This window comes from Microbispora sp. H11081 (assembly GCF_012999535.1).
GTDB lineage: Bacteria > Actinomycetota > Actinomycetes > Streptosporangiales > Streptosporangiaceae > Microbispora.
Genome location: NZ_JABBWV010000002.1, coordinates 802,463 through 814,741, shown reverse-complemented (window position 1 = coordinate 814,741; position 12,279 = coordinate 802,463). Strand labels below are relative to the sequence as shown.

Here is a 12,279-nt window from a genome sequence, read left to right as displayed (position 1 = left end):
GTCCGTCAGGGCGCCGGGGGTGGATCGAGGCGGCCGGGGAGCGGGGCCGCGGGCGCGCAGCCCGCGGCCCTGGCATAGCGGCGGGCCAGACGCGCGAACGCCTCCCTGAGCTCGGCCGGGCCGACGACCTCGATCTCGGCGTCGAACCTGCCGATGTCGGCGGCCAGACCCGCCCACGACCACGACCCAAGGACGAGCCGGCAACGATCCGGCGCGATCTCCTCCACCACAGCGTCGCGGGCGTACAGGGACACGGACGCGGCGGGCAGCCCGAGGATCACCTCACCCCGGCACGGCCACTCGCCGGGCCCGCCCGAGCCCCGGAACCTCGCGGACACGAAGGCGGCCACATCACCCCCGGGCAGCTCACGCGGCGTGAAGCGCGGCCCGGCAGGGGAGCGCGGGACGATCCGGTCGACGCGGAAGGTACGCCAGTCGGAACGGTCGAGATCCCACGCGACGAGATACCAGCGCCCACCCCAGGCCACCAGATGATGAGGCTCGACCCGGCGCGGCGGCCTCGGTGCACCACTGTCGCTCCCCGCCCGCACCGCGTAGTCGAAGCGCAGCACCTCACCGGCATGGACGGCGGCGCCCAGCGCCATGAGCACGGCGCCGTCCACCCGCGACCCCGCCCGCCCCGCCGGCCGTCCGACGGCGGTGACCGGCAGAGCGTCCATCCGGTGGCGCAACCGAGCGGGCATCACCTGCCGCACGGTGTTCAGCGCGCGCGCCGCGCTCTCCTCTATGCCGGCGCCGGTCGTGGCGGCCGTCTGGAGCGCCACGGCGAGGGCCACGGCTTGCTCGTCGTCGAACAGCAGCGGCGGCATCCGCGACCCGGCGTCCAGCCGATATCCGCCGTCGGGCCCCTTCAAGGTCGTGATCGGATAACCGAGCTCCCGAAGACGGTCGACGTCACGGCGGACCGTGCGCGTACTGATCCGCAGCCGCTCGGCCAGGTCCTCACCCGGCCAGTGACGACGAGCCTGCAGCAGCGACAGAAGCGCGAGCAGCCGCGCGGACGTCTTCGGCATGAGACCCATCCTGCGCCAATAGAGGACTCACCCTGTCCTCTACCAATGGAAACCTGAGGTCATCGACGACGGCCGGGACCGCAACGCGCGTCAGCGACGCATGCCCGGCCGATTCCGGCACGACCACGTCCGGCGCCGGCCCCAGTGACCCATCGCGAGGAGCGATCATGCCCATCACCACCACGACCCACCTGAACTTCCGCGGCGACGCCCGCGCGGCGCTCGACTTCTACCACTCCGTCTTCGGCGGGGACGTCGCCGCCGTCACCTACAAGGACGCCGGCAACGCGCAGAACCCGGACGAGGCGGACTGGGTGATGTGGGGCCAGGTGGTCGCGGGGAACGGCTTCCACGTCATGGCCTACGACGTGCCCTCCCACACCCCCTGGAACCCGGGCGAGAACGCCGTCTTCGTCTCCGTACGCGGCGACGACACCGACGAGATCACCACCCTCTGGGACAGGCTGACCGTAGGCTCGACCATCGTGCGGCCGCTCCAGCCCGCGCAGTGGGCGCCGCTCTACGGCATGCTCAAGGACCCCTTCGGCATCACCTGGGTCCTGGACGTCGCGGCACCCCACCACGGCTGAGACCCCAGCGAAGGAACGCGGCGGGCATCCACCCGCCGCCCCCTCACCTGTCGAATCGAAGAGGAATCGGACTCACACCATTGACGGTCCTCGGCAACCGCGCGCTGAACCGCGCCACGCTCGCCCGGCAGTTCCTGCTCGAACGCACCGCCGCCCCCGCCCTCGACGTCGTCGCGCACCTGTGCGGCATGCAGGCGCAGGAACCGCAGGAGCCGTTCGTCGGGCTGTGGTCGCGGGTGCGGGCCTTCCACCCCACCACCTTGGACGATCTGCTGACCGGACGCCACGTGGTGCGCACCCACCTGATGCGCCGCACCGTCCACCTCGTCACCGCCGCCGACGCCCTCGCCTGGCGCGCCCGGCACGACGCCATGCTGCGCCAACGAGTGCTGGCCACCTACCGCCGCGAACTCGCCGGGCTCGACCCTGGCGAGGTGGCGAAGGCCGGCCGGGAGGTCATGGCCGACGGACAGCCCCGCACAATGGCCGAACTCGTCGACGCGCTCGCCGGCCGCTGGCCCGCGCCGCCGCGCCGGGCACTGGGCGAACTGCTCGTCGCTGCCCTCATCCCGATGGCCCAACTGCCCCCGCGCGGACTGTGGCGCACCAGATCAGGGGTGCGCAACCTTCCCCTCACCACCTGGCTGGGACGCGACCTCGCCCCGCTTCCCACCGACGGACCCGACCAGGCGGGCCAGGCGCTGGTCCGCCGCTATCTGGCCGCCTACGGGCCCGCCGCGTCCGCCGACCTGCGCGCCTGGTGCGGCCTTGCCAGGCTGCCCGGCGCGGTCGAAGCCGTACGCGGAGAACTCGTCGCCTTCCGCGACGAACGAGGACGGCACCTGCTGGACCTGCCCGACGCGCCGCGCCCCGACCCCGACACCCCCGCGCCCGTGCGCTTCCTGCCCGCGTTCGACAACGCGATCCTCGGCTACCACGACCGCGGCCGAATCATCGACGACGCCCACCGCGGCCTGTCGGTCGCCGGCGCCCGCGTCGTCCTGGTGGACGGCAGGGTCGCCGCGACCTGGACCGTCACCACCGGCACCCTCGTCGTCACCCCGCTGCGCCGCCTCACCCGATCCGACCACGCCGCCGTGACCGAGGAGGGGCGGTCACTGGCGGCGTTCCTGTCGGACGACGACAGCGACCGCGTGCGGATCGGCCCGCCCGCCGCCTGAACGCCAGGACACCGGCGCGGGCCGGGAGAGGGGAGACCGCGCCGTCAGTCGCACAGCACCCGGCTCAGGCGCCGGGAGGCGAACCACACCCCCGCCCAGGCCAACGCCACCAGATAGGCCGCATGCCCCAGCAGCCCCCACTCCAGCACCCCCATGCACAGACCCCGCACCAACTCCACCGCGTGATAGAGCGGCGTGAGCTGGACCACCACCTCGACCGCCGCCGGATAGTCCCGCACGGGGGAGAACGTCCCGGAGAACAGGAACAACGCGAACTGCCCAGTGCTCATCAGGTCGAAATCCTGCCAGCCGCGCATCAGCGTGCTGACCGCCATCCCCAGCCCGCCGAAGGCCAGCCCCACCAGCACCGTCGCCGGAAACGCCGCCACCGCCCAGCCGGGCTCCGTCAGCCCCATCGCGACCATCACGACCAGGAAGATCGCGGTGTAGAGCGAACCACGCACGATCGCCCAGACCAGCTCGCCCACCGCGATCTCGATCGGCCGCACCGGCGTCGCCAGCACCGCCTCGAACGTCTTCATGTACTTCAACTTGAAGAAGAAGTTGAACGTCGTCTCCGCCAGCGCCCCCGACATCGCCGAGACAGCCAGCATCGCCGGCGCGACGAACGCCGCGTACGACATGGTCCGCCCGTCCACCGTCAGGTCACCGACCAGCGCGCCGACGCCGACCCCGATCGACAGCAGATACAGCAACGGCTCGAAGAAACCCGACACCAGGATGATCCAGTACGACGGCCCGGAGCGCAGCGCCCCCACGTTGCGGCCGATGACCGCGCCCACCCGGCCGGGGGAGACCCGGGACGCCACCAGCGCGGTCACCATCAGTCCTCCAACCTCCGCCGGAACGCCCGCACCGCCAGGAAGAACCCCACCGCCGCCCACGCCAGCAGATACCCGGCATGCACCACGACCGGCCAGGCCGGAGCCCTGCCGAGCGTCGCCGCCCGGCACAACTCCACCCCGTGCCACAACGGCGAGGCGTACGCCAGCGGGCGCAACACCGCCGTCAACTGCTCCACCGGGAAGAACACCCCCGCGAACAACGACGAAGGCAGCACCACGAACCGGAACAGCAGCGAGAAGTAACTGTCATGCTCGATCGTGGCCGCGAACGCCGTCACCGGCGCGGCCACCGACACCGTCAGCACCGCGCACACCAGCGGAGTGACCAGCGCCCACGGCGAATGCAGCCCGCCGAAGAACACCACCACGACCAGGAACGCCACCACCGCGACCGTCGCCCGGATCACCAGGTAGAGCAGCTGACCCCGCACCATGTCCGCCGGCCCCACCGGCGTCGCACGCATCGCGTGATAGGCCCGGACCCACTTGAAGTCCCCGAGAACCGAGTACGTCGACTCACCCACCGCGATCTGGAAGACCGTCGACGCGAGCACACCCGGCACGATCCACGACAGGTAGTCGACCCCCTGCAGCCTGCCGACATAACCACCCACGCCGATGCCGATGCTCAGCAGGAACAACACCGGCAGCACGAACGAGGAGAACACCGACGCCTGCCACAGCCGCCGGTACAAGGTCAGATGCCGCTCCAGCACCGCGACCGTCGGATGCGCCCCCTGGACCACGACCACCTCAGTCCACCAACGTCCGGCCGGTCAGGTGGAGGAACACGTCCTCCAGCGTCGACCTCCGCACCAGCACACTCGACGGCTCCAGCCCTCGCCGCTGGATCTCCGCCAACGCCGCGTCGCCGTCGTCCACGTAGACCAGCACCCGGTCGGGCAGCGGATCCACCCGCTTGCCGACCCCCTCCAGCGCCGCCACATGCCGCGCCGCCGACTCCGGCATGCCGGGAAAACGCAACTCGACCACCTCGGCCGTCGAGTAGGTCTCGATCAGCGACCGCGGCGACCCCTCCGCCACGATCCTGCCGCCGTCCATCACCACCAGCCGGTCGCACAACTGCTCGGCCTCGTCCATGTAGTGCGTCGTCAGCACCAGCGTGACGCCCCGCTGCTTCAGCCGGAACAACCGCTCCCACAACAGATGCCGGGCCTGCGGGTCCAACCCCGTCGTCGGCTCGTCGAGCAGCACGATCTCGGGATCGTTCACCATCGCCCGCGCGATCGTCAGCCGCCGCTTCATGCCCCCCGACAGCGGCTCGACCTTCCCGTCCGCACGCTCGGACAGCTGCACGAACCGCAGCAACTCCTCGGCCCTGCGACGGCTCTCCGCCCGCGACAGCCCGAAATAACGGGCGTACGTCACCAGGTTCTCCCGCACCGTCAGGTCCGGATCGAGGTTGTCCAACTGCGGACACACCCCCAGCCGCGCCCTGATCCTCGGCCCGTCACGCACCGCGTCCATGCCCAGGATCCGCAGCTCACCCGACGTCGGCGTGGACACACAGCCGATCATCCGCATGGTGGAGGACTTACCGGCCCCGTTGGGCCCGAGGAAACCGAACGCCTCTCCCGGCGCCACCTCAAGGTCGATCCCGTCGACAGCGGTGAAGTCCCCGAAGCGTTTGACCAGGCCGCGCGCGTAGATCAGAGGTTGACCAGCCACGATCCGAGACCCTAACCAACGGCCCCGACATTTCCGCAACAGGTTATCCGCGCCGCCCGCCGTCCCCTTGGGCCGCCTCCCCGGCCACCCCATCCGGTGCCCGCACGCCTCGGCCCACGTCGTACGCTGACTCGCGTGAGCACGTTCGAGCTGGGCACCGACGGCCCCCGGGTGATCCTCGTCGGAATCGACGGCTCGGAGACCTCCATGAGAGCCGCCGCCTACGCCTGGGGACTCGCCCGCCGCCAGGGCTCGCACGTCGTCCTCGTCCACGTCACCGACCCGGGCTCGATCAGCACGATGATGCCCGCCGCGTCGGCATCGGTGATCGAGGCGGGGGAGCAGGTCGCCGCGGAGCTACGCGACCAGGTCGAACGCTTCGCTCAGGCCGCCCATTCACGCGTCGACTACACCTTCCGCACCGAATACGGCGACGCCGTCGGCGTCCTCGCCAGAATCGCCGACGAGATCAAAGCGGACGGGGTGGTGGTCGGGGCCTCCACCCAGGCAGGCCACCGTTTCATCGGCTCGGTCGCGCTCCGCCTGGTCCGCGTCGGCCGCTGGCCGGTCACCGTCGTCCCCTGACCCGCCCGGGCGTTCAGCCGCGCACGTCGAGCGCCCGCAAGCCCTGCAGCACCCGCAGCAACGTCGCCTCGTCCGGGCCGTCCGCGCGCACGCCCACCGGATGCCGCCGCACCCGCCGTGGCAGCTCCCCGGCCGGAGACTGCCGTTCACACCGCATGGAGCCGGCGTCCTGCGCACCCGGAGGACACGCCTGGCGGGCCGCGTCCGCCGGGACGATGGCCAGCTCACACCACACGATCTTGCCCCGGTCCGGCGCCGGGTAGTGGCCCCAGCTCCGCGCCAGGTCCCCGACCAGCGCCAGCCCCCTGCCGCCCTCGCCCAGCTCGCGCTCGACCGCACCACCCGGGTCGCCACCCGCGTCACCGACCGCGCCATCGGGCCGCACCGGCTCACGCTCGCTGACGTCCCACACCTCGATGAACAGGCTGCCCCGCCCCGACGACTCCCGGACCCGCAGCGCCACCGTACGCAGGGGAACCGGGAACATCGACGCGGCGACCGGCGGGCTGACCACCGCCGCCGTCGCCCGCACCGCGTTCGTCACCAGCTCCGACACCACCAGCTCCGCCGTCTCGGCCAGATGGCCGAGCTCCCACCCCCGCAACTGGGACCGTACGAACGCACGCGCCCGGCGCGGCGCCGTCGCCGCGGAACCGAGCACCTTGAGCGCGGTCCTGAGGCCGTCCTCGGCGGGAAACGGGGAGGTCAGCATCCCGGCGGACGCGCCTGGACGGACCGGCGGGGGAGGGCCGGAACGGCTGGTCGGGGAGAACCCATGCCTCCGATCATCCGTCATGGACGGCCGCGAAGTGGATGGCTTCCCGCCATTCGCCGATATTTCTCCTTGCCCTCACCCGCAAGTCACCGCCAAACCTGACGCAGGATGACAGGAACACGCGGCACGCTGGACCCATGAACGGACACGCGACCGGAACCTTCGACGTGACGAACTGGACCGATCTGGCTACCGAGGAGAAAGAAGGCGCGACCCTCGGCCGCAACCACATCGCCAAGACCTTCCAGGGCGACCTCGTGGGCACCAGCGCCACCGAGATCCTCACCGTCGTCACCCCCGCCGGCCCCGCCGCCTACGTCGGCGTCGAACACTTCGAAGGCACCCTGCACGGGCGCAAGGGCACCTTCGTGCTCCAGCACAGCGCGGGCAGCCACAACGGCGAGGACTGGCTGAGATGGCAGGTCGTCCCCACCAGCGGCACCGGCGAGCTCGCCGGACTCACCGGCGAGGGCACGATCCGCCTGCAGGACGGTCACCACTACGTCCTCGACTACACCCTGCCCGACGCCTAACCACCCCCCGTCCGGGTAGTCGGCAGCCCATGGTGAAATCCGCTGACCGGCGGTCCACGGACGAATCAGCCACCGCCGATACCGCCGCCCCCCGCGCCAGGGCGCCCCGCGTCGCCGTCATCGCCCACCGCAAGAAGACCATCGGCGGTGGGCTCGACGAGCTCCGCAAGCTCATCACGGGACACGACGTCGCCGACCTGCTCTGGTACGAGGTGCCCAAGAGCAAGAAGGCCCCCAAGAAGGTCCGCAAGGCCCTCGAGGACGGCGCGGACCTGTTCTTCCTGTGGGGCGGCGACGGCACCGTGCAACGCTGCGTCGACGCACTGGCCGGAAGCGACGCCACCGTCGCCGTCATCCCCGCGGGGACCGCCAACCTGCTCGCCCGCAACCTCGGCATCCCCGAGGACCTGCCCGAGGCCGTACGCATCGGCTTCAAAGGCCGCCGCGCCAAGATGGACCTCGGCAAGATCAACGGCGAGCACTTCGCGGTCATGGCCGGCGTCGGATTCGACGCCGAGATGATCGCCGACGCCGACCGCGGCCTCAAGGACCGCCTCGGCCGCTTCGCCTACATCTGGACCGGCCTGCGCCACGTCGGCGGCGCCGTGACCCCGATGAGAATCAAAATAGACGGCAACGACTGGTTCGAAGGCGACGCGAGCTGCGTCCTGGTCGGCAACGTCGGCACCGTCACCGGCGGCATCGACGTCTTCGAGGACGCCCGCTTCGACGACGGCTGGCTCGAAGTCGGCGTCTCCACCGCCGAAGGACCCATCCAGTGGGCCCGCGCCCTCGGCCGGATGAGCGCCGGAAACGCTGAGAAATCCCCCTTCGTCCGCATCACCCGCGCCAGGAAGGTGTCGGTCAAACTCGGCACCTCCATGGCGTACGAACTGGACGGGGGAGCCCGTGACCGCGCCGAGCGCATCACGGTCGAAGTCGTGCCCCAGGCCATCACGGTCTGCCTGCCGGACACCCCCGCCTGACCACGAACGGCTCGATGCCGACGGCGCGTCGGCGAGACTGTGGGCGTGGAGTACGTGTCCAGAGTGCCGCGACCGCCGCTGGACGGGCTGATCGACGACCTTTACTACCTGGAGGGCACGCCGCCGTACGCCCGGCTGAGGCTGCCGCCGATGCCGGCGGCGTTGCTCATCGTCAACCTCGGCGCGCCGTTCCGCATCCGCGCCGGCGCCGGCATCGAGACGGCCGAGTACGCCGACGGCTGCGTGATCACCATGCCCACCAGCGCGCTGGAGTTCGGCTATCCACTCCCGACCCGGTCCGTCGGCGCGCACGTCAAGCCGTGGGGGCTGGCGCCGTTCCTGCCGATGCCCGCGGCCGAGCTGTGTGACCGGCCGGTGACGTTGGAGCAGTTGTGGGGCCGGCCCGCCGTCGCCGAGCTGCGGGACCGGCTGGCCACGGCGTACGGACCGCACGAGATGCTGACGCTGCTCGAGGAAGAGCTGATGCGACGGCTGAGCGAGACCGCCGGACTGAGGCTGGTCCGCCATACGAGCAGCGTCATCGCTGCCACCAGCGGGGCGGTGGCCATCGGCGACCTGACCGTGGCAGCTGGCGTCAGCAGCACTCATCTGGCACAGCGGTTCAAGGAGCTCATCGGCGTCACGCCCAAGCGGCTGGCGCGCACCCACCGCTTCACCGCCACCGTGTTCGCGATCGACCCCGCCGGACCGATCGACTGGGGCGACATCGCCGGCCGCGCAGGCTACTTCGACCAGGCCCACTTCGGCCACGAGTTCCGGGCGTTCACCGGGCTCACACCGACCCGATACGTCGAAGTCCGGCGGCGGTTCCTGCGCGAACATCCCGGCCACGCGCTGGACGGCTGGCCGCTGCCTGCCGATTGATTTCTTACAAGAGCGCCGGCTCACGGAACGCTAATTTGAGGGCACCCGAAGCAGAGGAGAGCCCCGTGGGCAAGGTGGTCATGTACAGCTCGGTGTCGCTGGACGGCTTCGTCGCGGACGAGAACGACCAGCCAGGACCGCTGTTCGACTGGCTGTCCAGCGGCGACGTCCCGTTGGACGAGAGCGGCGAGCTGAAGGTGTCGCGGACCTCCTACGACTACACCCGGGCCTACTGGGACCAGATCGGAGTCACGATCGTCGGCCGCCACGTCTTCGACCTGACCGATGGCTGGGACGGAAAGCCTCCGAGCGGGATCGACCACGTGGTCGTCGTCTCGCACCGGCCGGTGCCCGATGGCTGGGACCCCGAGGCGCCGTTTCACTTCGTCGACGGCGTCGAGGCGGCCGTGGCCAAGGCGCAGGAACTCGCGGGCGACCGCATCGTCGAGGTCGCCGGCGGCGACGTCGGCGGCCAGGTGCTCGCCGCGGGCCTGGTCGACGAGGTGCGCATGGACGTCGTACCCGTCGTGTTCGGGTCCGGCAAGCGCTACTTCGGGTCGGTCCACGCGCAGCACCTGTTGGAGGACCCTGACGTGGTGCTTCAGGGCGACCGGGTGCTTCACCTGCGCTATCGGGTGCGCCGTTGACCGATCCGAGCGGGTACGCGAAGACGTCCACTGCGAACAGCGAAGCCGCGTTAGCGCATCGCTGTCCCTGATCGGGCAGCCGCCGCTCCCCGTACGGCCCGTCATCCCCGCACCGAGAAGGCGTGGGGACGCCGCGTGACCAGCGTCGTTGACAATAGGCAGGTGAATACCTGCATAATTTCGGGTGTGAAGTCCGAAGAGACGCAGATGGACTTGGCCTTCAAGGCACTGGCCGACTCCACCCGCCGGCTCCTGCTCGACCGCCTGCGCGACCACAACGGCCAGACGCTGCGCGAGCTGTGCGAGCACCTCGCCATGACGCGCCAGTCGGCGACGCAGCACCTCGACGTCCTCGAGCGGGCCAACCTCGTCACCGTCGTACGGCGCGGACGGGAGCGACTTCACTACCTCAACCCCGTCCCGATCCACGAGATCGAGCGGCGCTGGATAGCGGAGTTCGACAGGCCCAGGCTGACCGCGATCAGCGCCATCAAGGAACAAGCGGAGGAGCACGCCATGAGCGACGAACCCACGTCCGTGCCGACCTACGTCTACGTCACCTACATCCGCGCGAGCGCGGAGCAGGTGTGGCACGCACTGACGGACGCGGACCTGACGGCACGCTACTGGGGACACGCCAACGTCTCGGACTGGCAACCGGGCTCGACATGGGAACACCGGCGCGTCGACGGATCAGGCGTCGTCGACGTCGCCGGCCGGGTGATCGAGGCCGAACCTCCGACCCGGCTGGTCATCACCTTCGGGGACGCCCAGGACACCGAGCCGGGACAAGCGTCGATCGTCACCTTTCTCGTCGAGCCGCACCAGGACATCGTCCGTCTCAGCGTGACCCACGAGAACCTCGCCAACGAGGACATGCGCGGCGCGATCTCCCACGGATGGCCGGCCGTCCTGGCGAACCTCAAGTCGCTGATCGAGACGGGCGACGTCCTCCCGCAGGCGCCATGGGAGATGTCGCCCGCACACGCCTGAAACGGCGCTCGTCACGCACGTCTCAGGACAGCGACGAAAGAGGACGGCATGCTGGACATCACTCCGCTCCGCGCGGCCTACCGCGCACTGCTGGAGGCCGCCGACACGGTGGCCGACCGTGAGGGAGCGGGCCTCGTCCCGCCTGCCGGCGAGTGGAACTTCGACCAGGTCTCCCGCGTCGCCGCAACTCCTGGCCCTGCTGCCGGACGGCGGCAGACAGGTCGAGTACGTGAGTACGGACATAAGCGGCGGACACGCCGGGGGAGAGGGGAGAGGCCACCGTCCGTGACCGGCCCAGGTCGGCTGCCGATCGGACACGACCGACGTCACGCGACGAGCACGGCGGTGAGCATCGAGAGATACGACTCGTGGGCGAGCCGCAGGCTGTCAAGGTCGGACGTCTCGAACCACGCCACAGCGTCGTGCTCGTCCGGCGCGGCGTTCACAGGTGTTCCGGTCCACCTGTCGATCAACCAGACCTGCATCTCGAACGTCGCGGTCCGGATCTCGTGCATCGGCGGGCCGGACGGCTCCGACACCGTGATCCCCAACTCCTCCCGAAGCTCGCGGACAAGGCTCTCTTTCGGATCCTCTCCATCCTCAACATGACCGCCTGGCAGGTCCCACACGTCGGGATACCAACGGCGTCCGGCGCTTCGATGACACAGCAACACCCGATCGCCGTCGCGAAGAACTGCCGTCACAATCCGGACCGGACCGGAGTCGTCAGCGGAGATCGTCATAGGCACATTCTGGAGTGCCACCGGAGGAGTGCCTGAAGAAGTCAACTTGACATAATGTTCATTATCGAGCAACGCCAGAAGGGGCTGGAAGCGCCCGGGACGTACGCCAGTCCGGAGCTTCCCAGGAAGCGACCTCCGGGCCGTCCGGACCGCCTGGGGGCGTCGACGCGACGGAGACTGTCAGTTGAGCGGCTCGGCCAGCGCGACGATGATCCCTTCGGGGCCGCGGAGGTAACAGAGCCGGTAGCTGTCCTCGTACCGCACCAGTTCGCCGACGAGTTCGGCGCCGTGCACGCGCAGGCGGGCGATGACGTCCTCGATGTCATCGACGGCGAACATGATGCGCCGTATGCCCAGCGTGTTCGGCGGCGCGTTCCGCGGCTCGCCGCTGATCGCCTCCGGCGTACGGAACCTCATCAGCTCAAGCCGGCTGTGACCGTCCGGGGTTCGCATCATCGCGATGTCGACGCGTTGCTCGTCGAGCCCGACGACGCGGGCCGCCCAGCGACCCTCGACCGGCATCTTCGCCTCCAGTTCCAGGCCGAGTTCGCCGAAGAACGCGATCGCGGCCTCGAGGTCGTCGACGACGATGCCGACGTTGTCCATCCGCAGCAGGGTCATGGCGCTTCTCCTTCTTCGCCGCGCGGCCCGTTGTGGCCGCTCGTGAACCTGGGACGGAGCCGGCGACCGATTCTCGACATCCGCGATCGTGCCGAGTTCCAAATCCCCGGCTCCGGTGGCGCCAACGCGAAACGGTAACCCGCCCACTCCC

General features: G+C 70.3%; 15 protein-coding genes. 8 read left to right on the top strand and 7 right to left on the bottom strand.

Annotated features, from left to right (window positions below; genetic code table 11):
- Positions 1–5: 5 nt before the first annotated feature.
- On the bottom strand, positions 6–1,034 hold the full coding sequence (locus tag HHX31_RS08820) for a YafY family protein (RefSeq protein ID WP_169946859.1): 1,029 nt from the start codon (positions 1,032–1,034) through the stop codon (positions 6–8).
- Between the two features lie 167 nt (positions 1,035–1,201).
- Here HHX31_RS08820 and HHX31_RS08815 point away from each other — a divergent pair, with 167 nt between their 5' ends.
- Complete coding sequence (locus HHX31_RS08815; protein ID WP_169946857.1) at positions 1,202–1,624, top strand: VOC family protein; 423 nt, start codon at positions 1,202–1,204, stop codon at positions 1,622–1,624.
- Between the two features lie 80 nt (positions 1,625–1,704).
- On the top strand, positions 1,705–2,805 hold the full coding sequence (locus tag HHX31_RS08810; RefSeq protein WP_169946855.1) for a winged helix DNA-binding domain-containing protein: 1,101 nt from the start codon (positions 1,705–1,707) through the stop codon (positions 2,803–2,805).
- Between the two features lie 44 nt (positions 2,806–2,849).
- On the opposite strand, the gene HHX31_RS08805 is transcribed toward HHX31_RS08810, so the two are convergent.
- From HHX31_RS08805 to HHX31_RS08795, 3 genes are read right to left on the bottom strand one after another with little or no spacing between them, the layout of a single operon-like run.
- Complete coding sequence (locus HHX31_RS08805) at positions 2,850–3,650, bottom strand: ABC transporter permease (protein WP_169946853.1); 801 nt, start codon at positions 3,648–3,650, stop codon at positions 2,850–2,852.
- A complete protein-coding gene (locus HHX31_RS08800; RefSeq protein WP_311931683.1) occupies positions 3,650–4,423 on the bottom strand; it encodes an ABC transporter permease in 774 nt (257 codons plus the stop codon). The genes HHX31_RS08805 and HHX31_RS08800 overlap by 1 nt, the downstream gene beginning before the upstream one ends.
- A gap of 1 nt (position 4,424) precedes the next feature.
- The gene (locus HHX31_RS08795) at positions 4,425–5,360 is read right to left on the bottom strand and encodes an ABC transporter ATP-binding protein (protein WP_311931682.1); all 936 of its coding nucleotides are present in this window, start codon (positions 5,358–5,360) and stop codon (positions 4,425–4,427) included.
- A gap of 135 nt (positions 5,361–5,495) precedes the next feature.
- Between HHX31_RS08795 and HHX31_RS08790 the strand changes: the two genes are divergently transcribed.
- Positions 5,496–5,945, top strand: coding sequence for a universal stress protein (locus tag HHX31_RS08790; RefSeq protein WP_169946851.1), 450 nt, complete (start codon positions 5,496–5,498; stop codon positions 5,943–5,945).
- A 13-nt stretch (positions 5,946–5,958) separates the two neighbouring features.
- Here the strand turns inward: HHX31_RS08790 and HHX31_RS08785 are convergent, their stop codons facing one another.
- Positions 5,959–6,657, bottom strand: coding sequence for an ATP-binding protein (locus HHX31_RS08785; protein ID WP_169946849.1), 699 nt, complete (start codon positions 6,655–6,657; stop codon positions 5,959–5,961).
- A gap of 200 nt (positions 6,658–6,857) precedes the next feature.
- Between HHX31_RS08785 and HHX31_RS08780 the strand changes: the two genes are divergently transcribed.
- From HHX31_RS08780 to HHX31_RS08760, 5 genes are all read left to right on the top strand, one after another.
- A complete protein-coding gene (locus tag HHX31_RS08780; protein ID WP_169946847.1) occupies positions 6,858–7,253 on the top strand; it encodes a DUF3224 domain-containing protein in 396 nt (131 codons plus the stop codon).
- Positions 7,254–7,282: 29 nt separating this feature from the next.
- Positions 7,283–8,239, top strand: a complete 957-nt coding sequence (locus HHX31_RS08775) for a diacylglycerol kinase family protein (protein ID WP_169946845.1) — start codon at positions 7,283–7,285, stop codon at positions 8,237–8,239.
- 45 nt (positions 8,240–8,284) lie between these two features.
- Positions 8,285–9,124 (top strand): helix-turn-helix domain-containing protein, encoded by an 840-nt coding sequence (locus HHX31_RS35580; protein WP_211589401.1) that lies wholly within the window; start codon positions 8,285–8,287, stop codon positions 9,122–9,124.
- Positions 9,125–9,189: 65 nt separating this feature from the next.
- The gene (locus tag HHX31_RS08765) at positions 9,190–9,771 is read left to right on the top strand and encodes a dihydrofolate reductase family protein (RefSeq protein WP_169946841.1); all 582 of its coding nucleotides are present in this window, start codon (positions 9,190–9,192) and stop codon (positions 9,769–9,771) included.
- 186 nt (positions 9,772–9,957) lie between these two features.
- On the top strand, positions 9,958–10,764 hold the full coding sequence (locus HHX31_RS08760; protein ID WP_211589400.1) for a metalloregulator ArsR/SmtB family transcription factor: 807 nt from the start codon (positions 9,958–9,960) through the stop codon (positions 10,762–10,764).
- 326 nt (positions 10,765–11,090) lie between these two features.
- On the opposite strand, the gene HHX31_RS08755 is transcribed toward HHX31_RS08760, so the two are convergent.
- Together HHX31_RS08755 and HHX31_RS08750 are read right to left on the bottom strand one after the other, a co-directional pair.
- On the bottom strand, positions 11,091–11,507 hold the full coding sequence (locus HHX31_RS08755) for an NUDIX domain-containing protein (protein ID WP_169946839.1): 417 nt from the start codon (positions 11,505–11,507) through the stop codon (positions 11,091–11,093).
- 180 nt (positions 11,508–11,687) lie between these two features.
- Complete coding sequence (locus HHX31_RS08750) at positions 11,688–12,113, bottom strand: VOC family protein (RefSeq protein ID WP_169947297.1); 426 nt, start codon at positions 12,111–12,113, stop codon at positions 11,688–11,690.
- Between the last annotated feature and the right edge of the window lie 166 nt (positions 12,114–12,279).

Excerpts from the sequence above, each read along its gene's own strand:
- HHX31_RS08820 (WP_169946859.1), bottom strand. The coding sequence starts at position 1,034 with ATGCCGAAGACGTCCGCGCGGCTGCTCGCGCTTCTGTCGCTGCTGCAG.
- HHX31_RS08815 (WP_169946857.1), top strand. The coding sequence starts at position 1,202 with ATGCCCATCACCACCACGACCCACCTGAACTTCCGCGGCGACGCCCGC.
- HHX31_RS08805 (WP_169946853.1), bottom strand. The coding sequence starts at position 3,650 with ATGGTGACCGCGCTGGTGGCGTCCCGGGTCTCCCCCGGCCGGGTGGGC.
- HHX31_RS08785 (WP_169946849.1), bottom strand. The coding sequence starts at position 6,657 with ATGCTGACCTCCCCGTTTCCCGCCGAGGACGGCCTCAGGACCGCGCTC.
- HHX31_RS08780 (WP_169946847.1), top strand. The coding sequence starts at position 6,858 with ATGAACGGACACGCGACCGGAACCTTCGACGTGACGAACTGGACCGAT.
- HHX31_RS08775 (WP_169946845.1), top strand. The coding sequence starts at position 7,283 with ATGGTGAAATCCGCTGACCGGCGGTCCACGGACGAATCAGCCACCGCC.
- HHX31_RS08755 (WP_169946839.1), bottom strand. The coding sequence starts at position 11,507 with ATGACGATCTCCGCTGACGACTCCGGTCCGGTCCGGATTGTGACGGCA.
- HHX31_RS08750 (WP_169947297.1), bottom strand. The coding sequence starts at position 12,113 with ATGGACAACGTCGGCATCGTCGTCGACGACCTCGAGGCCGCGATCGCG.